Annotated in this window: 12 protein-coding genes; 9 read left to right on the forward strand and 3 right to left on the reverse strand. The window is 69.4% G+C overall.

Features of this window, described 5'->3' with window-relative positions; translation table 11 throughout:
* Position 1 precedes the first annotated feature (1 nt).
* On the reverse strand, positions 2–1102 hold the full coding sequence (locus AC5Y6X_RS18595; protein WP_499988240.1) for an NAD(P)H-dependent amine dehydrogenase family protein: 1101 nt from the start codon (positions 1100–1102) through the stop codon (positions 2–4).
* Positions 1103–1370: 268 nt separating this feature from the next.
* On the opposite strand from AC5Y6X_RS18595, the gene AC5Y6X_RS18600 reads away from it, so the two are divergent.
* The 9 genes from AC5Y6X_RS18600 (at position 1371) to AC5Y6X_RS18640 (ending at position 8560) form a co-directional block, all read left to right on the forward strand.
* Entirely contained in the window at positions 1371–2066 is a 696-nt protein-coding gene (locus AC5Y6X_RS18600; protein ID WP_499988429.1) for a hypothetical protein, read from the forward strand.
* 136 nt (positions 2067–2202) lie between these two features.
* Positions 2203–3732 carry a nitric oxide reductase activation protein NorD gene (locus tag AC5Y6X_RS18605; RefSeq protein ID WP_499988242.1) on the forward strand — a complete coding sequence of 510 codons (1530 nt, stop codon included), beginning with the start codon at positions 2203–2205 and terminating at the stop codon, positions 3730–3732.
* Positions 3729–4511, forward strand: a complete 783-nt coding sequence (locus AC5Y6X_RS18610) for a CbbQ/NirQ/NorQ/GpvN family protein (protein ID WP_499988244.1) — start codon at positions 3729–3731, stop codon at positions 4509–4511. Before AC5Y6X_RS18605 ends, AC5Y6X_RS18610 begins: the two co-directional genes overlap by 4 nt.
* Before the next feature lie 13 nt (positions 4512–4524).
* Positions 4525–4653 carry a hypothetical protein gene (locus AC5Y6X_RS18615; protein WP_324677272.1) on the forward strand — a complete coding sequence of 43 codons (129 nt, stop codon included), beginning with the start codon at positions 4525–4527 and terminating at the stop codon, positions 4651–4653.
* Between the two features lie 89 nt (positions 4654–4742).
* Positions 4743–5348, forward strand: a complete 606-nt coding sequence (locus AC5Y6X_RS18620) for a hypothetical protein (RefSeq protein WP_499988431.1) — start codon at positions 4743–4745, stop codon at positions 5346–5348.
* A gap of 21 nt (positions 5349–5369) precedes the next feature.
* Positions 5370–5798 carry a hypothetical protein gene (locus tag AC5Y6X_RS18625; RefSeq protein ID WP_499988246.1) on the forward strand — a complete coding sequence of 143 codons (429 nt, stop codon included), beginning with the start codon at positions 5370–5372 and terminating at the stop codon, positions 5796–5798.
* Positions 5795–6850: an NAD(P)H-dependent amine dehydrogenase family protein gene (locus AC5Y6X_RS18630; protein WP_499988247.1), complete on the forward strand. Its 1056-nt coding sequence runs from the start codon at positions 5795–5797 to the stop codon at positions 6848–6850. Before AC5Y6X_RS18625 ends, AC5Y6X_RS18630 begins: the two co-directional genes overlap by 4 nt.
* A 13-nt stretch (positions 6851–6863) precedes the next feature.
* The gene (locus tag AC5Y6X_RS18635) at positions 6864–7301 is read left to right on the forward strand and encodes a hypothetical protein (RefSeq protein WP_499988249.1); all 438 of its coding nucleotides are present in this window, start codon (positions 6864–6866) and stop codon (positions 7299–7301) included.
* The gene (locus AC5Y6X_RS18640; protein WP_499988433.1) at positions 7301–8560 is read left to right on the forward strand and encodes a cytochrome P450; all 1260 of its coding nucleotides are present in this window, start codon (positions 7301–7303) and stop codon (positions 8558–8560) included. The genes AC5Y6X_RS18635 and AC5Y6X_RS18640 overlap by 1 nt, the downstream gene beginning before the upstream one ends.
* Here AC5Y6X_RS18640 and AC5Y6X_RS18645 read toward each other — a convergent pair.
* Together AC5Y6X_RS18645 and AC5Y6X_RS18650 are read right to left on the reverse strand one after the other, a co-directional pair.
* On the reverse strand, positions 8533–11109 hold the full coding sequence (locus tag AC5Y6X_RS18645) for a sugar epimerase family protein (protein ID WP_499988251.1): 2577 nt from the start codon (positions 11107–11109) through the stop codon (positions 8533–8535). The genes AC5Y6X_RS18640 and AC5Y6X_RS18645 overlap by 28 nt on opposite strands.
* A gap of 9 nt (positions 11110–11118) precedes the next feature.
* Positions 11119–23622: a type I polyketide synthase gene (locus AC5Y6X_RS18650; protein WP_499988253.1), complete on the reverse strand. Its 12504-nt coding sequence runs from the start codon at positions 23620–23622 to the stop codon at positions 11119–11121.
* Positions 23623–23745: the final 123 nt, after the last annotated feature.

Below are 23745 nucleotides of genomic sequence, written 5' to 3' on the forward strand. Positions count from 1 at the left end.
ACTAGCGCACCAGGCCGCGCAACGGCACCAGCCCGAGCTCCCTATGGGTGAGGAACCCCGGCGGTGCATCGCAGACGGCCGGAACGGTATTCGCCGGACCCATCGCGGTCCAGGTGTACCCAGGCTTGGGGTAATTGCCCTGCGGATCGGCCGGCGCCTGGAGGATCAGCTCGGTGGGCTCATCGCCCTCGATCACGATGCGGTAATGATAGTGTCCGCCCCAATCAGGCTGCGGCTCAATGGCATCGTATTCGTCCATCGTGTACATCTCGTGGAAGGTGATGAGCGGCTTGTCGTCGACCCACGTCGTCCACTTGTGATGCTGGGAGGCGACGGTGCCTTTCTTGATCACGCCTCTGAAGCCCGGCATGTCACTTGTCGGCCCCCCTTCGTAGGGGATGTCGCGAACCGCCGTCCCCAGTTCGACGTCCGTCGTGTACTTTTCGACCGTCTTCCCTAAGCCCTCCACCACCATCGCCATCGATTGCGCGAACAAGGGCCACGCGTTTCCCAGCAGATTCGGGCCGGCCAAGAACTCTTCGGGATCGCTCCCCATCCCCATCTCGTGCAGGTACTTCAACGTGTCCTTGCCGAAATTCACCACCTCGTAGATGTGGATGGCGTCGATCCGGCTGACGATTCTGGCCAGCGTCAACACGAGCAGGTCCCCGGCGAAACCCGGGTTGACACCCCCCGCGTGGAACGAGGTACCGCCCTCGCGGCAGGCGGCGTCGATCTTGTCGATGTCGGCCTTGCTGTGCTCGGTTCGATACCACCACGCGCCACCCGAGGCGACGACGTTCTTGCCGCCGCGCAGCAGGCGACAGACCTCGTCGGGGTCGGACCACAGCGGCGCGTAGAAGACGCAATCGGCGTCCAGCGCTTCGATCGCCGCCTTGTCGGTGGTGGCGAGCACCCCGATCGGCGCGGTGCCGACGAGCTCGCCGGCGTCCTTACCTACCTTTTCCGGCCGATTGCAGAGCACCCCGACCACCTCGAAGGCGGGGTTGTGGGCGAAGTGGCGCAGCGCCACCGTTCCGACATTGCCCATGCCCCACTGGATTACGCGATACTTCTTCTCGGCCGGCGATTCGAGCGTCATCGCTACTCCTCTGCATACACCGATAGCGTCATGACGGGCTGAGCGCCCGCTGAGCGTAGGCGCTCCCCAAATGTCGTGTCAACGGTTCGACTCCTGACTTATGTCAGTAATAGTGGGCCGGGCTGGCTGGGAAATCTCTGCGAGGGAGCCATAAACACGGCCTACCGCACTGCTCCGGCGTGCTCTTATGTTGACTGCAGTCAGCCTGTTATAGTGCTCGCACCTGTTTGATCTTCGATGACGGGGAGGGTTCGTGAATCCGTCGAAGCTGCAACAGCGCGGCTCTGTGCAGCCGGGGCTGACGCTCGATGCGCACACGGAGCAATCGCAGCTGGCCCAGCGCCGGGCGGACAAATGGCTCATCTCCGGCAGCCTCCTGATCGGGACGGCGGCGTTGGGCATCTTCGGGCTGCCGCTGTTCCTCTGGGGTGTGCGGTTACAGCGCCGGGCGCAACGGGATGGGCTCTCGGTCCGGCCGATGCTGGTCACGTTGCTCGGTTACCTCGTCATCATCGACGCCGCCATCAATACCGTGGGATGGGCGCTTGACCTGGTGGCAAACCACACCCTGCTGGCCCGCGTGCTGTTGAACGGCTGGGGCAACATGTTCGACGCGGGCTACTTCTGGCACTACAACGAGCTGTGGGTCGGCGGCGCGGCCGGCCCCGGCGAAAAGGCCTGGGAGGTCGGCCTCATCCTGACCGTCTTCACCATGCGCATCGCCGCCGCCATCGGCTTCCTGCAGATGAAGCGCTGGGGCCACCAGTGGATGGTCGTCACCTGCTGGATGGGTGTGGTGATCTGGATCGGTTACGTCTTCAACATGACCATGTTCGCCGACGTGCGCTTCGCCGGCGTCGTGTTGCCGGTCGTCGGCTGGTGGCTCTACGACATCTTCTACATCACCCCCTTCCTCGCCATCCCGTACCTGCACACCGTCAACCGCGAAATGTTCACCGACTGAATACCTTTGATGAGGAGGTCACATGGGCTATGTCTGGGAGATCCTGCGCTACGTCGCCGCGTGGGGCGGGACCGGCCTGATCATCTGGTTCTGGTATTGGCTGTTCTCCAACATCGGCACGTTTTGAGCGCGGCCGATGACTGAACGTTCCCATGCCGATGCGATGACGCTCGAGCGAAGCTGCGCCGTGACGGCGGTCGCACTCAGTGAGCAACGTCGCGAGGGTGCCCGGCTCGTCACCGGCGAGCGCCGGGCTTTCGGTTTGAATGCCGCGCTCACCTTCGTTCATGTCCCCTACCCCGCCCCGTCCGGCTGGGCACGCAGAGCCCTGACTTGTGGTGTGGCCCTGCAATGCTCGCCGTCGAAGGAGCGCGTCACCGCATATCGGCTGAACGAGCTGTCCGCTCGCGAACTGCGGGCACTCACACTCGTCGAGGGCGGCGTCGCGCTTGGCTGGATAGCGTCGCGGTGGCCCGGCCTGCTACCCGAGCTGCAACGGCTACTGCCGGACGTCGATGCCCGGGCCGGGGACATGGACGCCGGCGAGATGCTCAACCGCGCGATCGCTTTGGCGGCCACCGGGCGGGCATTGACGGTTCATCCACTGCTGGGCAACCTGCCGCTGGCACACACGGTGCCGCGGGGATGGGCCGACAGGTTGCGACGCAGCTTTGGCAGGATGCCATGGACCACAACGCAGCAGCGCCTGCCGCGGCCGTACTCGGTTCCGGTCGGTGGCGACGGAGGCGTCCGCAACCCCAACCTGCCGCCGCCGAGCCGGCCGCAGGACAATGATTTGGACGTCACTCCACAACACCGGCCCGGGATCCCCTATCCCGAATGGAACGTGTGGACGCAGCGATTCATGCGCGACCACGTCGCCGTGGTCGAGAGCGCAGACGCCCGGCGCATCGGCCGTGCGGCGCCCGTGACCGTTGACGTCCGCAAGTGGTTCGAGGAACACACGCATCGTGCGATGACAAACCGCCTCGAGGACGGCTCCGACCTGGATGTCGACCAATACGTCAGCCACTACATCGATCTGACGACCGGCGAGGCCAAGGAGCCGAGGATTTTCCGCGACCTGCTGCCCGGCGGCCGCGACGTCACCACGGCTCTGCTGCTCGACGGCAGCTCGTCGCTGGGGGTGCACGGTGGGCGAATCTTCCAGCTGGAACTCGCCTGCGCCGACGCGCTTTCGCGTGCCATGACGCTGGCGCGCGAACGCCACGGCGTCTTCGTGTTCACGGGCAACACCCGTCATCGAGTCGAAGTGCACTGCCTGAAGGACTTCGAAGACCGCGGGGTCGTGCCGCCGAGCGGGCTGGGACTGTCCACCCGCGGATACACCAGACTCGGTGCGCCACTTCGCCATTTGACGAGCCGGCTGCTGGCGCAGCCCTCCGAGCGGCGCCTGCTGATCGTGATCGGCGACGGTCTGATCTCCGACGAGGGCTACGAGGGCCGTTACGCCTGGGCGGACACGGCACATGCCGTCGAGGAGGCCAACGATGCCGGCGTGTCGACGTACTACGTGGGCGTGGGACCGACGCGAGTCGATCCCCTCCCGGAGGTGTTCGGACCGCGGCGGTCTCAACGGATTCGGCGGGTCGAGGAACTCCCGCGGGTGTTGGCCCATGTCCATCGGGAGCTGGTGGCCGCATGACGGATACCTATTTGGCAAACGGCAATGAGGTCCAGCTTTTCGAGCAGGCCTTCCATCGGCGGCTGCCCGTGATGCTCACCGGTCCGACCGGGTGCGGCAAGACGCGCTTCGTCGAGCACTTGGGCGTGCTGTTGCGGCGGCCCGTCGTCACCATCAGCTGCCACGACGACCTCACCAGCTCCGATCTCGTCGGCCGCTTCATGGTGACCGGCGGCGACGTGGTGTGGACCGATGGCCCGTTGACGCGGGCCGTCAAGGCCGGCGCGATCTGCTATCTCGACGAGGTCGTCGAAGCCCGCCACGACTCGTTGGCGATCCTGCATTCGCTCACCGATCACCGGCGTTCGCTGTACCTGGACCGCGCCGGCGAGGTGGTGCAGGCGCCCGACGAGTTCATGCTGGTGTGTTCGTACAACCCGGCGTATCGCAGCTCGCTCAAGGAGCTCAAGCCGTCGTTCCGGCAACGGTTCGTCACGCTCACGATGACGTATCTGCCGCCCGACCGCGAGGCCGAGGTGATCGTCGCCGAAGCCGGAATCCCGATGAGCACGGCGCGACGGCTGGTCGGATGCGCCGTTGCGATCCGCACCGCCGACGAGGCCTTCCACTTCGAGCCTCCGTCGACCAGGGTGCTGGTCACGGCCGCACACCTGATCGCCTCCGGCGCAACCGAATTGGATGCGGCCGACGCATGCATACTCGCCCCCCTGAGCACCGACGGCGCGGTCACCGATGGTCTACGTGAGGTCGCGGCGGCCAGCCTGGCGACCGCACCCTAGAAAGGAGCAACGCATGGATCTGAAAGAGCGGAAACGTAAGCGGGCACTCATCGTCTTCCAAATATTCATCTACGGCTACCTGGCGGTGATGTTCGGCATCCAGCTGTACATGTCCTTCGCCCGCGGGTGGTGGAACTTGTGAAACCTGTTGTGACGCAGCCGGCAAGCTCGGTCAGCCTGGACGATCACCACGACGAATCCCGCCAGGCGCAGCGCCGTGCCGACAAGTGGATGATCGCCGGCGCCGCCCTGATGGGCATGTGGGCTCCGGGCCTGATCGGATTCCCCATCTTCATGCGTGGGGTGTGGCTGCAGCGCCAGGCCCTGCGCGCCGGCCTGTCGGTTCGCCCGATGATCGTGACCCTGATCGGTTACCTGGTCCTGATCGACGGAATGCTCAACAGCCTGGGCTGGGCCCTGGACCTGGTCGCCAACCACACGCTGATCAACCGCGTGCTGATGGTCGGGTGGGGCAACATGTTCGACGCGGGCTACTTCTGGCATTACAACGAGCTGTGGGTCGGCGGCGCGGCGGGGCCGGGCGAGAAGGCCTATGTGGCGGGGCTGATCCTCACGGTGTTCTCCATGCGGGTGGCCGCGGCGATCGGGTTTTTGCAGATGAAGCGGTGGGGTCATCAGTGGATGGTGGTCACCTGCTGGATGGGCGTGGTGATCTGGTCGGCCTATGTGTTCAACATGACCATGTTCGCCGACGTGCGCTACGCCGGGGTGGTGTTCCCCGTCGTCGGCTGGTGGCTCTACGACATCTTCTACATCACCCCCTTCCTCGCGATCCCGTACCTGCACACCGTGAACCGCGAAATCTTCTCCGACTGAACAGCTTCAAGGAGCATTGCTATGACCGAATCCTCACCAACCACGGCCGCGGATTCCGAGGACCTCGAGCCGGGCACGACGCCGTACTACGCGCGGATGCACAAATGGATCAAGCGGGCCGTGTTGGTGTGCCTGGTCGCACTGGTGATCGAGGGCGCGTTCACGTTGCCGTTCATGGCGGTCTATTACGGCTACCCCACGCTCAGCCTCACCGAAATCTGCAGCGAGCTGCTGAAGATCCGGTACTCCAACGACACCTTGGAGTGCAAGTACCCCTACCCGCCGTTCGGGCCGCCGGAGGGCGCCGAGGGCAAGGCCACCGCGCAGGACGTGTGGGGCATTCAGCCGATACCGAAGTACCACCGGCTGGGCTTCCGCGAACTGGTCAGGATCCACAACGAAAGGCTCGCCCGCCAGGCGGCCCAGCAGCACGCGACGCCGCACCCATGACCTACCGCGTCGTTCAGTGGACGACGGGCAACGTCGGCAAGCGTTCGGTGCGGGCGATCGCCTCGAACCCGAACTTGCGGCTCGTCGGATGCTATGCGTGGTCCGACGACAAGGTCGGCCGCGACGTCGGCGAGCTGTGCGGTATCGAACCGCTGAACGTGACGGCCACCAACGACGTTGAGGCCTTGCTCGCGCTCGAGCCCGACTGCGTGGTCTACAACCCGATGTTCGCCGACGTCGACGAGCTGGTCCGCATCCTGTCCGCGGGCGTCAACGTGGTGTCCACGTCGGAGTTCGTCACCGGCCACTTCCTGGGCGACGGTCGGGAGCGCATCGCCGGGGCATGCGAAGCCGGCGGCTCCACCATCTTCGGCAGCGGAATCAACCCCGGCTTCATTCAGCTGCTGGCCATCGTGTCGGCCGGGCTGTCCGACCGCGTGGACAAGGTGTCCGTCGTGGAAGCCATCGACACCACGATCTACAACTCGCCCGCGACCGAGAAACCAATGGGTTTCGGCTATCCCATCGATCAGCCGGATCTCAAGGCCATCACCGCGAAGGGTTCGGGCATCTTCCGTGACGGCGTGTTGCTGATCGCCGACGCGCTCGGAGTGCAGCTCGACGAGGTGCGCTGCGACGCCGAGTATGCCCAGACCACCCAGGATCTTCAGCTGCCGGGTGACTGGACGATCCCGAAGGGCTGTGTGGCGGGGGTGGATGTCAGCTGGAACGGAATCGTCGGTGGCCGAGATGTCATCGAGATCCGTGGGCGCTGGCGCAAAGGCCAGACATTGGAACCGGATTGGCAGCTCGACATGGGCTACACGATCGAGGTGCAAGGCACGCCGACCATCAAGACAACGCTGAGTTTCCTTCCGCCGCCGGACTTTCAGGGCGAGACGTTGGACGACTACATCATGATGGGTCTCACGATCGTCGCCATGCCGGCGATCACCGCGATTCCCGCGGTCGTCGCGGCCCGTCCCGGCATCGCCACCTACAACGACCTGCCCCTGCTGCTTCCGCGTGGAGTCCTGCGCGCCAACGCTTGAGAGGAAGACCTCGATGCCCGAAGAACCAGCCACACCAGGCTCGTCGCCGCTGCTCCATCACGTCGTGTTCGCCGTGGCGCCGGATCGGCATGCGGACGTGACGAGAATGTTCACCGATCTCGGATTCGGTTTCGAGGACTTCGAATTGGCCGAGCTGGGCCTGCACGTGTGCCTGGACTGGAATCGCGGTATCGAGCTGATCAGCCCGATTCCGGGATCGGCCGGGGCGGTGGCCGCTTCGGTGAACGAATTCCTCGAGCGTCACGGTGACGGCGTGTACACCGTGGTGGTGCGCGTTCCGGCGGCCGCGGCGGCCGAAGCGGTCGCCGAGCGCTACGGGGCGACAACGCGCTTCCGGCAGAGCTTTGCGGGTGAGGGCTCCTATCTCGACGAGGTCGACCTGTCGGTGTTCGGACTTCCGCTGACGTTTCTGGCGACGGACATCCCGTGATCGTCGACGGACCCGTCGGTACGGCGAAGCCCAGTGTCTTCGAGGCCGGGCTGCCGGTACTGGACTACGACGTCACGGACCCGCCTCAGCAGATCTACCCGCAGTTTCGGGCTGCCCAGCAGGTGGCGCCCATCGCGCTGGGTCCCGTCGGGCCCGAGGTGCTCTCCTACGAACTTGCTCGAACCGTGCTCGGCGACCCGCGGTTCGGGATTCCCCCGGGCATCCACCTCACCGCGCACGGCGTGACGTCGGGTGAGCTGTGGGACCGGGTGGTGCGCAGCATCCTCTGCATGGACGGCGCCGAGCATCGTCGGTTGCGCGGCCTGGTGTCGAGGGCCTTTACCCCACGGGCGACCGCGCGCATGGACGAGACGATCCACGCCGTCATCAACGAGCTCGCCGATGCCGTTGTCGCGGAGGGGAATTGTGAGTTCGTCGAGGCGATCGCGCGACCGTACCCGATCCCGGTCATCTGCGCCCTGCTGGGTGCGCCGCGGCAGGACTGGCAGCTGTTCTCGAAATGGGCGGAGGACATATTCAAGGTAGTCAGCTTCGACTGCAATCTCGCCGAGGAAGAGCCTAAGGTCCTGAAGGCCTGGGATGCCTTCGACGACTACATCGACGGGATGATCGCCGATCGGCGCAAGGCCCTGACCGACGACCTACTCTCCGAACTCATCCGGGCCGAAGATCGCGGCGACCGGCTCGACGCCGGCGAAGTCCGGATGTTGGCGTTCAGCATCCTGCTGGCCGGAACCGACACCACCCGTACCCAATTGGCGGCCTCGATGCAGGTGTTGTGCAAGCACCCGGAACAGTGGGCGCTGCTTCGCGACAGGCCCGACCTCGGCATGAAAGCCGTCGAGGAAACCATGCGCCACTCCCCGTCGATGTGCAGCACCCTGCGCAGCGTCACCGACGACGTCACGATCGGCGACTACACGTTCCCGGCCGGCACGTTCATCATCGTGAACACCTATGCCGCCAATAGAGATCCGTCCATCTACGACGACCCCACGCGGTTCGACATCACCCGCAACGATCCGCCGCCCATCCTGACGTTCGGCGGCGGGGCTCACTACTGCCTGGGCGCGAATCTCGCGAGGCGCGAACTCTCCGAGGCGCTCAAGATCCTGGCACGCCGGCTGCCGAACCCACGGTGCGTGGAAGACCCGCCGTGGAGGCCGCTTCTCGGCATGAGCGGCCCCACCCGTTTGCACATCGAGTTCTCTCAGGGGGTCGGTGCTTCGAGCATGTGAATCTCGCCCGTCGTGCCGTCGACCTCGATGAGGGCGCCGGGCGGCAACATCTTGGTGGCCCCCTGAACATCCACCACGCACGGGAAGCCGAACTCGCGGGCCACCACCGCGGCGTGGGACATCGGGCCGCCGAGTTCGGTGACCACGGCGGCGGCGTAGCAGAACGCGGCCGTGTAGCCGACGTCGGTGACCTCGGCGACCAGGATCTCGCCGGGCTGCAGGTCGTCGATCGTCTCCGGCCGCACTATGCGGACGCGGCCGCGCACCCGTCCCCCGCAGACGCCGACACCGCGCAGGGTGTCCCCGCCGGCCAGGGCCGCCGACGTCGTTGTGGTCGGCTGCCAGCTGCCGCTGAACACCGTCGGCGGAACGACGGTGGCCAGCCTGCCTCGTTCGGCTCGGCGCCGGGCCACCAGGCCCCCTACGTCCGCGGGGAGCGCATCCAACTCGTCGACCAGCAGATAGAACACATCGTCGACGGTCTGCAGGACGCCGGCCTCGACCAACCTGCGCCCGTACTCGCGCATCAGGTTGCGCAGCACCCAGTTGGCCCGCACAACTTTGTCGCGACGGACTTCCCGATCGCGAAGTTGGCGTCCGGCCAGGCGCGCAATGGGCTTGGCCCGCAGTGGGATCCGGGCGGGTTCCGGCTGCGGTGCGGGAGGTGCGCTCATCGCTCTGGCCACCATGCGTACCAGCAATTCGGGATCGTCCGCATAGCTGCTCGACAGCATCTCGAGTTCGGCCGGGCCGCGATGCCCGATCAGCGCCAGCTCGGCCAGCACCGCGGCGTGAAACTCCGGCGCCTCGACCGCCAGCTTGCCCAGCCGCTCCCCCGGTTCGGCAAGCAGCGCCGTCACTTTCGGGTCGCGCTGTGCGGCGACCACCAACCGCTGCATCGCCTCGACCGATCGCGCACTGACCAGTTCCGGTCCCGCCGGCGCGGCGGTGTCTCGCCCACACAAACCGCGCAACAACACGTTGAACGCGGCGCACAGCATGAACGAAGCCGATGCCAGCACCCAGCCATGCACCACATCGTCACGCGCCAACGCGATCAGGCTCAGCAGCCGGCGATCGTCGAGCCGGGTGACGTCGTCGCCGGCCAGGCCTTCCAGGCGATCGACATCGGCGACGAACTCGTGGGTGTCGTCGGCCGACCCGGCGGACAGGCCGATCAGGTTGACTCCGAATACCCCGATATTGCGAACGGTCCGCAATTGCCTTCGCAGACGGCCGGTTTCGGAGCGTGGACGCTCCGCACCGAAGATGGGCAACGACGCCATGCTTGGGCCGAAGAATCCGCTATTGCTGACGATCGTCGCGGGTTTGGCGAACGGCACCGTCTCGGCCATGAAATGCGCCGAGGTGATGGCGCCGTACAGCCGGTTGGCGAACACCGCGACGGTTCGCATCGCGATCTCACGCTGGATGACGCCGCCCGGTCGCAGCCGCTGGGCGATCGCCACGCCGCCGGCGCGCAGCCCGCGCACCGTCACCGAGGCCGATGCCGGAGAGAACGGGCCGGGCAATGCCTCCGACAGATTGGTGGCCAGAAAAGTGGGAAAGCGCGGGTCGATCGGGGTGTCGAACTCCCCGTTATCCCCCGCCGGGCCAGCCCAATTGGGCTTCACGCCGTCCTCGCTCGGGGCGTCGACGGCGGGCAACTCCTGGATGTTGGTCATCCGCCAGGGCAGCGACACCACCCGCTTGCCCACGGTGACCCGGCCCCGTACCGCGATGGCGAAATCCTCGACACACTCGGCGGAGTTCCACGCCGGTCGGAATTCCCACTGTTCGCGCAATCGTGCGGTATCCATGAACGGCGCGCTCTGCACGAGTTGCAGCTCGGCGGGTCGTATGCCCGACCGCACGATCGGGCGCCCGAGCGCCGCGGCAACCCGCCGGAAGGTCAATTCGCCCGGTGCGGCGAGATTGACCGGGCCGCTGCCGACTTCGGTGTCCACGATCGCACGATTGAACAGCCGAAGCGCGTCGTCGAGGTGGACAACCTGCATGCGCCGATCGACCGCCGCGGCGGGAAACGCCGGTAATGCCAACACCCGGCGCACCCAGTTGTCGACGCTGCGGCCGAGGATGAGCGCGGAGCGGATGACGACCCATTCCAGGTCCGAATCCTCGAGCAGCTGCTCGACGCGCGCCTTGTGCCGGCCGTCGGCAATGACGGGGGTTCTCGCGTCATGCTCGGTCTTGGGCGCGTCTCCCCCGCCGTAGACGTGCGCCGACGACGGGAAAACGATGCGCCGCGTTCCGGATTCCGCCGTCGCCGCGAGGACGTTGAGCGTTCCACCGATATTGACCTGCTCGCTGTCGATTGCCCACGCGCAATGCGCGACGACCTCCGCACCGGAGATGGCGCGCTTGACCGCTTCCGCGTCGCGGATGTCCGCCTCGGCGAAATCGGCTACGGTCGGCCAGCTTTCGGGCCGATGCCGGGCGATTCCGACGACGTCATGGCCCTGGCTGAGCAATCGGGCGGCGAGGCCGCGGCCGAGCACACCGCTCGCCCCGGTGACCGCGACTCTCACGGACTGCCCTTAATCGTCGTCGTCATCGTCGCGCAAGGCCGCGTTGACCAGTGCGTCGAGGTCCATGTCCGCGATGTCCTTCTCGGTGGTCACCGCGGGGGTTGCCGCCTGGCCGTCGGTCTCGTTCGCCAACGCCAGCAACAGTTCCAGGACTCCGGCCTGGCGCAGGCGCTTGACCGGAATCGACCCGACGACGCGCTGGATCTCGGCTTCCCCGGGCGCGGCGGCGAAAGCCTGTTGCTCGGATGCGCCGACGAGCTCGCGGTGCATGTAACCGGCCAGCGCGGCGGAGTTGGGGTAGTCGAAGATCAGCGTCGGCGACAGCGCCAGTCCGGTGGCGGATTTGAGCCGGTTGCGCATCTCGACGGCGGTCAGCGAGTCGAAGCCCAACTCCTGGAACGCCCGGTCCGGGTGGATCGCCTCGGCGCTGGAGCTGCCCAGCACCGTGGCGATGTTGGAGCGCACCAGGTCCAGCAGGACGGCCTGTTGCTCGTCCTCGGGCAGCCCCTCCAGGCGTTGCAGCAGAGCCGATTTCGATTTGGCGGCGGCCAGCGAGTCGTCGACCTGGCGGCGGGTGGGCGCGTTGATCAGGTCGACGAACATCGGCGGCAGGGTGCCCGCGTCGAACTTGGCCCGCAAGGCCGCCAGGTCGATGTGGGCGGGCAGCATGAACGGCTCGTCGACGATGAGCGCGGTGTCCATCAATTCCAGCGCCTGGTCCGAGGACATCGCCACGATCCCGTCGCGGCCGAATCGGGCAAGGTCGGCGGCTCCCAGCCCACCGGTCATGGCGCTGGCCTGATCCCACAGCCCCCAGCCCAGCGAGATCGCGGGCAACCGGTGGGCCCGCCGGTGGGCGGCCAACCCGTCCAGGAACGAGTTGCCCGCCGCGTAGTTGCCCTGGCCCGACGCGCCGGCCAGCCCGGCGATCGACGAAAACATCACGAAGGCCGACACATCCAGGTCGCGGGTCAACTCGTGCAGGTTCCAGGCCGCGTCGACCTTGGCGCGCAGCACGGCGTCGAGCCGCTGGGGAGTCAGCGACGTCACCACCGCGTCGTCCAGCACCCCGGCGGCATGAATCACCCCGGTCAGCGGGCGCTGCACCGGGATATCCGCGATCACCTTGGCCAGCGCCTCGCGATCCGCGGCGTCACAGGCCACCACCTTCACCTCGGCGCCGGCCGAGCTCAGCTCGAACACCAGCTCCGCGGCCCCCGGCGCGTCCAGGCCGCGCCGGCTGACTAGCACCACGTTGCGCGCCCCGTGGCGCGTCACGACGTGCCGCGCGACCGCCGAGCCGGCCATCCCGGTGGCGCCGGTGACCAACACCGTTCCCGCCGTCCACGCGTCGGGCATGGTCATCACGACCTTGCCCACGTGACGGGCCTGGCTTAGATACCGCAGCGCGGCGGGTGCCCGTCGCACATCGAACCTCGTCACCGGCAGCGGCCGCAGCACGTCCTCGCCGAACAGGGCGGCCAACTCGTCGAGCATCTGCGCGATGCGTTCCGGTCCCGCCTCGAAGAGGTCGAAGGCGCGGTAGCGCACGCCGGCGTGGTCTCGGGCGACGACCTCGGGGTCACGGATGTCGGTCTTGCCCATCTCCAGGAACACCCCGTCGGGGGCTACCAGCCGGAGCGAGGCGTCCACGAAATCACCGGACAGCGAGTCGAGTACCACGTCGACTCCCCGCCCGCCGGTCACCGCCCGGAACTTGTCCTCGAACTCGAGGCTGCGCGAGTCGGAGATGTGATCGTCGTCAAAGCCCATGGCCCGCAACGTGTCCCACTTGCCGCGGCTGGCGGTCGCGAACACCTCCAGGCCGAAGTGGCGGGCCAGCTGGACCGCGGCCATGCCCACCCCGCCGGCGGCGGCGTGCACCAGCACCCGCTGACCGGGCTTGACGCGCGCCAGGTCCACGAGCGCGTAGCACGCCGTGGCGAACACCACCGAGGCTGTCGCGGCCGCGGTGTGCGACCACCCGGCCGGCACCTTGACGAGCAGCCGCTGGTCGGTGGTGGCGATGGTTCCGGTCCCGTCCGGGAACAGGCCCATCACGCGGTCGCCGACCGCGAAACGACCGCCCTGCGAGGCGGTTTCGACCACGACGCCTGCGGCCTCGATGCCCATGACGGCGTCCGGGTCGGGATAGAGGCCCAGCGCGATCATGACGTCGCGGAAGTTGGCGGCGATGGCCGACAGCGCGACCCGCACCTGACCCGGCCCCAGCGGTGCGTCGGCGTCGGGAATCGGTTCCAGCCGCAGGTTCTCGATGGTGCCCCGGCTGCTCATGCCCAGCCGCCACGGTCCGTCGTCGGGTGGCACCAGCAGGCCGCCGACGGCGCGGCTGCCGAGCACCCGCGCGGTGTGAACCGTCCCGTTGCGCAGCACCACCTGCGGCTCGCCGACCGCCAAAACCGCGGCTATCGCGTCGGGATCCGGGGTTGCGTCGGTGTCGACCAGCACGATTCGGCCGGGGTGTTCGGTCTGCGCCGACCGCACCAGACCCCAGACCGCCGCGCCCGCCAAATCGGTGACGTCCTCCCCCGGCAGCGCCACCGCGCCCCGCGTCGACACCACCAGGGTTCCCGCGCCGTCGCGCGCCAGCCACGACTGCAGCACCGACAGCACCGCGCGCGTGGCCGCATACACCTCGGCGATGACGTCGCCGGACACCGGTTGCGACTCGAACAGCACCGCCGATCGCTCGGCCTCGGCGTCATCGGAATTGCCGGATTCCGGTGCGCCCCAAGGGCACACCGATACCGGCTGCACCGCCGACAACGGCTGAGCCGACCAGATGACCTCGAAGAGCCGATCCGGCCCCGAGCTCGTCACCGCGGCCAGGAGCTGCTTGTCGGTGACCGGGCGGGCCACCATCGACGCGACCGAGAGCACCGGAAGGCCAAGCCCGTCGGCCAATTCGATCGACACCGCCGACCTGCTGACCGGCGCGATCCGCGCCCGCACCGCGCCCGCCCCCGCGGCGTGCAGCGACACCCGCTGCCAGGAGAACGGCACCAGCATCGAACCTTCGGGCAGTTCCTCGCCGTCGGAGGCCAGCATGACCGCGTGCAGTGCCGCGTCGAGCATCGCCGGGTGGACGCCGAATCCGGCCGTCGACACCCCCGCGTCCGCCGGCAGCGCCACTTCGGCGAACACCTCCTCGCCGCGACGCCACATCGATGTCAGGCCGCGGAACGCGGGACCGTACCCGTAGCCGCGCTCGGCGAGTCGCTCGTATCCGTCGCCGACCTCCACCGGGACCGCGCCCACCGGCGGCCAGGCCGACAGGTCCCCGCTCGGCTGCACCGATCCCGCGCGCAGCACGCCCTCGGCGTGCAACGACCAGCCGGACCCCGCGTCGGCCCGCGAGAACACCGATACCTGGCGGGCGGCGGAATCGTCCGGGCCGCCGACCACCACCCGAACCGCGACCGATCCGTCGGCCGGCAACACCAGTGGCGCAGCGAGATTCAGCTCGTCGACAACGCCACAGCCCACCTCGTCGCCGGCGCGGATCGCCAACTCGACAAACCCCGCGCCGGGGAACAGCACGACACCGCCGACGGCGTGATCCGCCAACCAGCCCTGCGCGCCCTGCGACAACCGGCCGGTCAGCACCACGCCGCCGGAGTCCGGCAGTTCCACCACCGCGCCCAGCAGGGCGTGCTCGCCGGCGGCCAGGCCCAGGCCGGCGGCATCGGCCGGGGCGCCGGCGCCGGAGAGCCAAAAGCGCCGCCGGTCAAAGGCATACGTGGGCAGCTCGACGAACTTGGCCGCGCCGATCGCCCCGCGCCAGTCCACGTCCATCCCGGTTACGAAACCTTGCGAGAGCGCGGTGGCCAGGGCCACCGGTTCCGGGCGGTCCTTGCGCAGCGCGGACATCGTCACGACCGGTGCGTCGGCAAGCGATTCCTCGATCGACGCCGTAAGCCCGCCGCTCGGCCCGACTTCGAGGAAACGGGATGCGCCGGCCGAGTGCACGAACCGGACGCTGTCGGCGAATCGCACCGCCTCGCGCACGTGCCGCTTCCAGTACGCCGCCGACGCGAAGTCGCCCCCCGCGAGCTGCCCGGTCACGTTCGACACGATCGGGATGGCGGGCTTGCCGACCGCGAGTCCGGCGGCGACGGTTCCGAATTCGTCGATCATCGGGTCCATCAGCGGGGAGTGGAACGCGTGCGAGACGGCGAGCCGGTGGACGCGGCGCCCGTCGGCGCGGAGCCGGTCCGCTATTGCCGTCACCGCCTCTTGTGCGCCCGAGATCACCACGGAGGCGGGCCCGTTGACCGCGGCGATGCCGACCTGCGGCGGGAGCAGCGGCCGCACCTCGTCCTCGGTGGCCTGCACGGCGACCATCGCCCCGCCCTCCGGCAGCGCCTGCATGAACCGGCCCCGGGCCGCCACCAGCACCGCGGCGTTCTCCAGCGACAGGACTCCGGCGACGTGCGCGGCCGACAGCTCCCCGATCGAGTGGCCCATCACGAAATCGGGGCGCACGCCCCAGGATTCGAGGAGCCGGAACAGGGCGACCTCCACCGCGAACAGCGCGGGCTGCGCGAATTCGGTGGTGTGCAAGACGTTTTCGTCGTCGCCCCACATGACGTCGCGAAGCGGCCGAAGCAGGTGCCGGTCGAGTTCGGCCACGACGCTGTCGAACGCCTCGGCGAACACCGGGTAGGCGGCATGCAATCCCATTCCCATGCCCAGCGTTTGGGAGCCCTGGCCCGGGAAGACGAAGACGGTCTTGCCGCCTTGCGTCGCGGCGCCGCGAACGATCGAGCCTGCCAGGTCGTCCCCGGCCAGCTCGTCCAGCCCGGAAAGCAAGCCGTCGCGGTCACTTCCGACGATGACGGCCCGATGCTCGAAGGTGGAGCGGCCCGCCAGCGACCACGCCACGTCGGCGATGTCCAGGTCCCCGTGGGCGCGCAGGTGGGCCGCCAACCGCGCGGCCTGAGACCGCAACGCCGACGGCGACTTCGCCGACACCGGCCACGGCAGCACCGGCGCCTTGGGGCGGGGTTCCGGTTCGGCGGGCTCCTCATTCGGGACCGCCTCGATGATGACGTGCGCGTTGGTGCCGCTGATCCCGAACGACGACACCCCGGCCCGGCGTGGCCGACCCGGTTCGCCCTTCCAGGGCCGGGCCTCGGTCAGCAACGACACGGAGCCCGTCGACCAGTCCACGTGCGGGCTGGGCTCGTCGACGTGCAACGTCGCCGGCAACGTCTCGTGGCGCATCGCCAGAACCATCTTGATGACACCGGCCACACCCGCAGCGGCCTGCGTGTGGCCCATGTTGGACTTGATCGACCCCAGCCACAGCGGCTCGCCGCGGTCCTGTCCGTAGGTCGCCAACAGGGCTTGGGCCTCGATCGGATCGCCCAATGTTGTTCCGGTGCCGTGGCCCTCGACCGCGTCCACGTCGGCCGCCGACAGGCCGGCGCCGGCCAGCGCGGCGCGCACCACCCGCTGCTGCGACGGACCGTTGGGCGCGGTCAACCCGTTGGAGGCGCCGTCCTGGTTGATGGCCGAGCCGCGCAGCACCGCCAGCACCGGGTGCCCTAACCGCCGCGCGTCCGACAGGCGCTCGACGACGAGCATGCCGCCGCCCTCGGAGAACCCGGTGCCGTCGGCCGCGCCGGCGTACGCCTTGCACCGGCCGTCCGCGGACAGCCCGCGCATGCGGCTGAACTCCACGAAGATGTCCGGCGTGGCGTTGACGGTGACGCCGCCGGCCAGTGCCAGGTCGCACTCGCCCGAGCGCAGCGACTGCGCCGCCATGTGCAGCGCCACCAACGACGACGAGCACGCCGTGTCCACCGATACCGCCGGGCCCTCCAGCCCCAGCGCGTACGACACCCGCCCCGAGGCCACGCTCGACGACTGGCCGGTCAGCCGGAAGCCCTCGGCGGCCTGTGCGGCGCCCATGCCATAGCCCTGCGTGTATACGCCGGCAAACACGCCGGTGGCGCTGCCGCGCAACGCGCCGGGCTCAATCCCCGCCCGCTCCAAGGCTTCCCAGGACAGTTCGAGGAACATCCGCTGCTGCGGGTCCATCGCGAGCGCCTCGGTCGGCGTGATGCCAAAGAAGGCGGGATCGAAGTCGGCGACGCCGTCCACGAACCCGCCGGTGCGGGTCGAGCACGTCCCCGGAACGTCGGGATCCGGGTTGTACAGCCCGGCCAGGTCCCAGCCGCGATCGGTCGGGAATTCCGAGAGCACGTCGCGCCCCTCGGCCAGCATGTCCCACAGGTCGTCGGGGGAATTCACCCCGCCCGGGTAGCGGCACGACATGCCGACGATCGCGATCGGGTCGTCGCCTGTTACGCGGGCGGCCGGGGCTTGCTTGATCTCCCGCGGCACCCCGGCGAGCTCGGTGCGGATGTAGCCCACCAGGCCGTTCGGGGTCGGGTAGTCGAAGATGAGCGTGGGCGAAAGCGCCAGCCCGGTAGCGGTTTTCAGCCGGTTGCGCATTTCGACCGCGGTCAGCGAGTCGAAGCCCAACTCCTGAAACGCCTTGTCCGGGTCGATCGCCTCGGCCGTGGTGTTCCCCAGCACGGTCGCGATGTGCGAACGCACCAGGTCCAGCAGCACGGCGTGCTGCTCCGCCTCCGGCAGCCCGTCCAGGCGATGCGCCAGAGCCGATTTCGATTTCGCCGCCGCCAGCGAGTCGTCGACCCGGCGCCGGGCCGGCGCGTTGAGCAGGTCGGTGAACATCGGGGGCACCGCGACCGCGTGGGCGCGCAGCGCGCCGAGATCGATGCGGGCGGGCGCGAGGAACGGCTCGTCGACGATCAGTGCGGTGTCGAACAATTCCATCGCCTCGTCCGACGACAACGCCAGGATGCCGTCGCGGCCCAGCCGGGCGCGGTCGGCCGCGTCCAGCCCGCCGGTCATCGCGCTGGCCTGGTCCCACAGCCCCCACGCCAGCGAGACCGCCGGCAGGCCGTGCGCCCGCCGGTGGGCGACCAACCCGTCGAGGAACGCGTTGGCCGCGGCGTAGTTGGCCTGGCCCGACGAGCCCACCAGCCCCGCCATCGACGAAAACATCACGAACGCGGACAGGTTCAGGTCGCGGGTCAATTCGTGCAGGTTCCACGCCGCGTCCACCTTGGCCCGCAACACGGCGTCGACGCGTTCGGGCGTGAGCGAGGTGACCACCGCGTCGTCCAGCACGCCGGCGGCGTGAATGACGCCGGAAAGCGGCCGCTGCGCGGGGATCTCGGCGATCACCCTCGCCAGCGCGTCGCGGTCGGCGGCGTCGCAGGCGACCGTCCGCACCCGCGCACCGGCGGCTTCCAATTCGGCGACCAAGGCGGCGGCCCCCGGCGCGTCCGGGCCGCCGCGGCTCAGCAGCACCAGGTCCCGCACGCCGTGCCGCGCCACGAGGTGCCGCGCCAGGGTCGAGCCCGCCATGCCGGTCCCGCCGGTGATCAGCACCGCGCCCTCGCTCAGAGCGCCCGGCATGGTCATCACGACCTTGCCGATGTGGCGGGCCTGGCTCAGGTAGCGCAACGCGGTGCGCGCGCGTCGCACGTCGAATGTCGTCACCGGCAACGGCTTCAGCACCCCCGCGTCGAAGAGCCCGGCGAGCTCGAGCATCCACTGATGCATCCGGGGGCGGCCGGGCTCGAACAGGTCGAAGGCGCGGTAGCGCACGCCCGGGTAGTCCCGGGCGACCACGCCCGGGTCGCGAATGTCGGTCTTGCCCATCTCCAGGAACAGCCCGCCGGGGGCGACCAGGCGCAGCGATGCGTCGACGAATTCGCCGGCCAGCGAGTCCAGCACGACGTCCATGCCGCGGCCGCCCGTGGCGGCGCGGAACTTGTCCTCGAAGTCCAGGCTGCGCGAGTCCGCGATGTGGTTCTCGTCGAAGCCCATGGCCCGCAACGTGTCCCACTTACCGCGGCTTGCCGTCCCGAACACCTCGAGGCCCAGGTGCCTGGCCAGCTGGACCGCCGCCATCCCCACTCCCCCGGCGGCGGCGTGCACCAGCACCCGCTGCCCCGGCTTCACGTCAGCCAGGTGGACGAACGCCATGTACGCCGTGGTGAAAACCGCTGAGATGCCGGCGGCTTCGGTGTAGGACCAGCCGGCGGGCATCGGCTGCAGCAGGCGGACGTCGCCGGGCACCAGTGTGCCGCTGCCGTCGGGGAAGAATCCGTACACCGAATCGCCGACCGCGAATTCGGTGACCCCCGGCCCGACCTCGACGACGACGCCGGCGCCCTCGCCGCCGAGCAGGGCGTCGTGGGTGAACATGCCCAGGGTGATCATGACGTCGCGGAAGTTGGTGGCGATGGCGCGCAGCGCCACCCGAACCTGGCCCGGCTCCAGCGGCGCATCGGCGTTGGGAACCGGCTCGAGTTGCAGGTTTTCGAAGGTGCCCGCGCTGCTGATGCCCAGCCGCCAGGGTCCCTCGGCGGGGGGCACCAGGACGCCGTCGACCGCGCGGCTGCCGCGCACCCGCGCGGTGTACACCTTGCCGTCGCGCACGAGCACCTGGGGTTCACCGGCGGCCAGAGCCTTCGCCACGGCGCTGTCATCAAGGGCGACATCGGAATCCACCAGCACGATCCGGCCAGGGTGCTCGGTCTGCGCAGAGCGCACCAGGCCCCACACCGCCGCGCCGGCCAAATCGGTGACGTCCTCGCCCGGCAATCCCACGGCGCCCCGGGTCGCCACGACCAGCACCCCGGAGTCGCGCTCGGTCAGCCACGACTGCACGGCACCCAGCGCCCGGTGCGTGCGGTCGTGCGTCGCGGCGACCGGATCATCCTCTGCTGCAACGGATTCGAACACCTCGTGCGCTGGTGCCTCGGCGTTGGTCTTCGTCGTCGGCGACCACACCACCTCGAACAGCCGGTCCGGGCCCGCGCTCAACACCGCCGCGCGCAGCTGCCGCTCGCTCACCGGGCGTGCCACCATCGCGCGCACCGACAGCACCGGGAGTCCCAGCCCGTCGGCCAGCTCGATCGAGACCGCCCGGGAGGCCGCCGATCCGCCCGCCGGCGCGATGCGCGCGCGTACCGCCGACGCGCCCGCGGCGTGCAGCGACACGCCCTGCCACGAGAACGGCAGCACGACATCGTCGGTCCGGCCGGCGATCTGGTGAGCCAGCGCGTGCAGCGCCGCGTCGAGCAGCGCCGGGTGCACGCCGTACCCGTTGACGCCGCCGGCGGCGTCGGGCAGTCGCACCTCGGCGAACACCTCGTCACCGCGCACCCACGTCGCGGTCAGCCCCCGAAACGCCGGGCCGTAGCCGTACCCGCGCGCCGCCAACCGCTCGTAGCCGTCGGCCGGGTCGACCGCGACCGCGTCCGCCGGCGGCCACGCCGACAGGTCGGCGTTCGGCTCGACCGGCTCGGGGCTCAACGCGCCCTCGGCGTGGCACACCCACGCGACGCCCGCATCGGCGCGCGAGAAAATCGAGACGCTTCGCCGGCCCGACTCCTCGGCGGGGCCCACCACCACCTGCACGGCGACCGAGCCGAGCCCGGACTCGCCGGCCGGCAACATCAGCGGCGCCTGCAGGGTGAGCTCGTCGACCGTCGAGCAACCCACCTCGTCACCGGCGCGGATCGCCAGCTCCACGAACCCGGCGCCGGGGAACACGACCGTGCCGGACACGGCGTGATCGGCCAGCCAGCCCTGCAAGCTGGGCGACAGCCGGCCCGTCAGCACCACCCCACCCGAGGCCGGCAGCTCCACCACCGCGCTCAGCAGCGGGTGCTCGCTGCTGCCGAGCCCCAGGCCCGCCGCGTCGGCCGCCACGCCCTCGCCGGACAGCCAAAACCGCCGGCGGTCAAAGGAATACGTCGGCAGCTCCACGAAGCCGGCGCCATCCAGCGCGCCGCGCCAGTCCACGCCAACCCCCGCGACGAACGCGGTGGCCGCCGAGCTCACGAACCGATCCAGCCCGCCGTCGTCGCGGCCCAATGTGGGAACGACGGTGGCCTCGGCGGCCTCGGCGCCGCCGCCGATGCAGTCGTTGACGGTGTCCTCGATCCCGGCGACCAGGGCCGGGTGCGGACTGGATTCGATGAAGGTTCGGTACCCGTGCTCGCACGCGCTGCGCACCGCCTGATCGAACTGCACGGTCTGCCGGATGTTGCGATACCAGTAGTCGGCATCCAACCCCGCTGTGTCCAAGCGGTTTCCGGTGACCGTGGAGAAGAAGGCGACGCGCGAGGAACGCAACTCGATGCCGGCCAGCGCCTCGGCGAGCTCGGCGCGGATCGCCTCGACCTCGACCGAATGCGAGGCGTAGTCCACGTCGATGCGCCTGGTTCGCAGCTCCAGGTCGGCGCAAAAGCCGACGAGCTCGTCGAGCGCGGCGACGTCGCCCGACACCACGACGGCCGAACGGCCGTTGACCGCGGCGATGCCGACGCGATTGCCGTAGGGCGCCAACAACTCCCGGGCCCGCTCGGTGCTGCAGGCGATGGACAGCATGCCGCCGGGGCCGGCCAGCGACGTCAGCAGCTTGCTGCGCAACGTGACCACGCGGGCGGCGTCCCGCAACGACAGCGCGCCGGCGACGTAGGCCGCGGCGATCTCGCCCTGCGAATGCCCGATCACGGCGTCCGGGCTCACCCCGAGCGACTTCCACAGTTCGGCCAGCGACACCATCACGGCGAAGAGCGCCGGCTGCACGACGTCCACGCGGTCCAGCCCGGGGGCACCGGGCGCGCCGCGCAGCACGTCGGTCAGCGACCAGTCCACGAATTCCGAGAAGGCGTCCTCGCACGCCCGGATGTGCTGCGCGAATACCGGTGCGGCATCGAGCAATTCGATGCCCATGCCCAGCCATTGGGAGCCCTGGCCGGGGAACACGAACGCGGTCTTGCCCGCCGGGGTCGCGGTGCCCCGAACGACGGAGCCCGTCGGATCGTCGTTGGCCAGTTCGTCCAGCCCGGCCAGCAGCCGGTCCCGGTCACCGCCGACGACGACGGCCCGGTGCTCGAACCTCGAACGCCCCGCCAACGTCCATCCCACGTCGGCGATGTCCAATTCGCCATGGGCGCGCAGATATTCGGCCAACCGCGCGGCCTGCGCCGCCAGCGCCGGCGCCGACTTCGCCGAGATCGCCCACGGGACAACCGGCGGCGCCGGGGCCGCCTCGCGTGCCGGCTGCGCGGGGGCGGCCTCGACGATCACGTGGGCGTTGGTGCCGCTGATCCCGAACGACGAGATGCCCGCCCGGCGCGGGCGTTCGGCCTTCCATGGCCGCGCCTCGGTAAGCAGTGACACCAATCCCGCCGTCCAGTCGACGTGCGGGCTGGGCGCGTCCACGTGCAGCGTCGCCGGCAGCAGCCCGTGGCGCATCGCCTGCACCATCTTGATCACGCCGGCCGCGCCGGCCGCGGCCTGGGTGTGACCCATGTTCGACTTGATCGACCCGAGCCAGAGCGGCTCGTCGCGATCCTGCCCGTAGGTCGCCAGCAGCGCCTGCGCCTCGATCGGGTCGCCCAGTGTGGTCCCGGTGCCGTGCCCTTCGACCACGTCGACCTCGGCGGCCGACAGCCCCGCGTTGGCCAGCGCCGCCCGCACCACCCGCTGCTGCGACGGGCCGTTGGGCGCGGTCAACCCGTTGGACGCGCCGTCCTGGTTGACCGCCGAACCGCGGACCACCGCCAACACCGGGTGCCCCAGCCGCTGGGCGTCCGACAACCGCTCCACGACCAGGATCGCCCCGCCCTCGGACCAGCCCACGCCGTCGGCCGCGCCGGCGTACGCCTTGCACCGCCCGTCGGGCGCGAGTCCGCGGTGCCGGCTGAACTCGACGAAGACCGTCGGGGTGGCGTTCACGGTCGCGCCGCCGGCCAGCGCCAGGTCGCACTCCCCCGAGCGCAGCGACTGCACGGCCATGTGCAACGCCACCAGCGACGAGGAGCACGCCGTGTCCACCGACACCGCCGGGCCCTCCAGGCCCAGCACATACGAGACCCGCCCCGAGGCGACGCTGGAGGTCATGCCGGTGAGCCGGTAGCCCTCGATCTCCTCGGCGAGCATGCCGTAGCCCTGGACGATGAGACCGGCGAACACCCCGGTGGCGCTGCCGCGTAGCCCGCTGGGGTCAATCCCGGCCCGCTCCAACGCTTCCCACGACAGCTCCAGCAACATCCGATGCTGGGGATCCATCGCCAGGGCCTCACTCGGCGCGATCCCGAAGAACGCGGCGTCGAAGTCCCCGACGTTGTCGACGAAGCCTCCGGTGTTCACGTAGCACTTGTGGCGGGCGTCGGGGTCGGGGTCGAACAGCGCCGCCAGGTCCCAGCCGCGGTCGGTGGGAAACTCCGATATCACGTCGCGGCCGTCGGCAACCATCTGCCACAGGGCCTCGGGGCTGTCGACGCCGCCCGGGAAGCGGCAGGACATGCCGACGATCGCGATCGGCTCGCTCGACCGCTCCAGCAGTGCGCGGTTGGTGCGCTTCAGGCGCTCAACCTGGACCAGCGCCTTGCGCAGCGCCTCGGTCGCATGCTGGAGTTGATCCGCCATCACTACCCCTCGCCTACCATTGGCCGTCTGCAACCGCCGGGTGCGGCTCTCGCCAAGTCACGGAAGTTGCTGCACGAAGCGGCCCGGTGGATTTTTCGACCAGCGCCGTGCTGCTGTCCGACC

The sequence above is a fragment of the Mycobacterium sp. NGS26 genome, assembly GCF_059813025.1.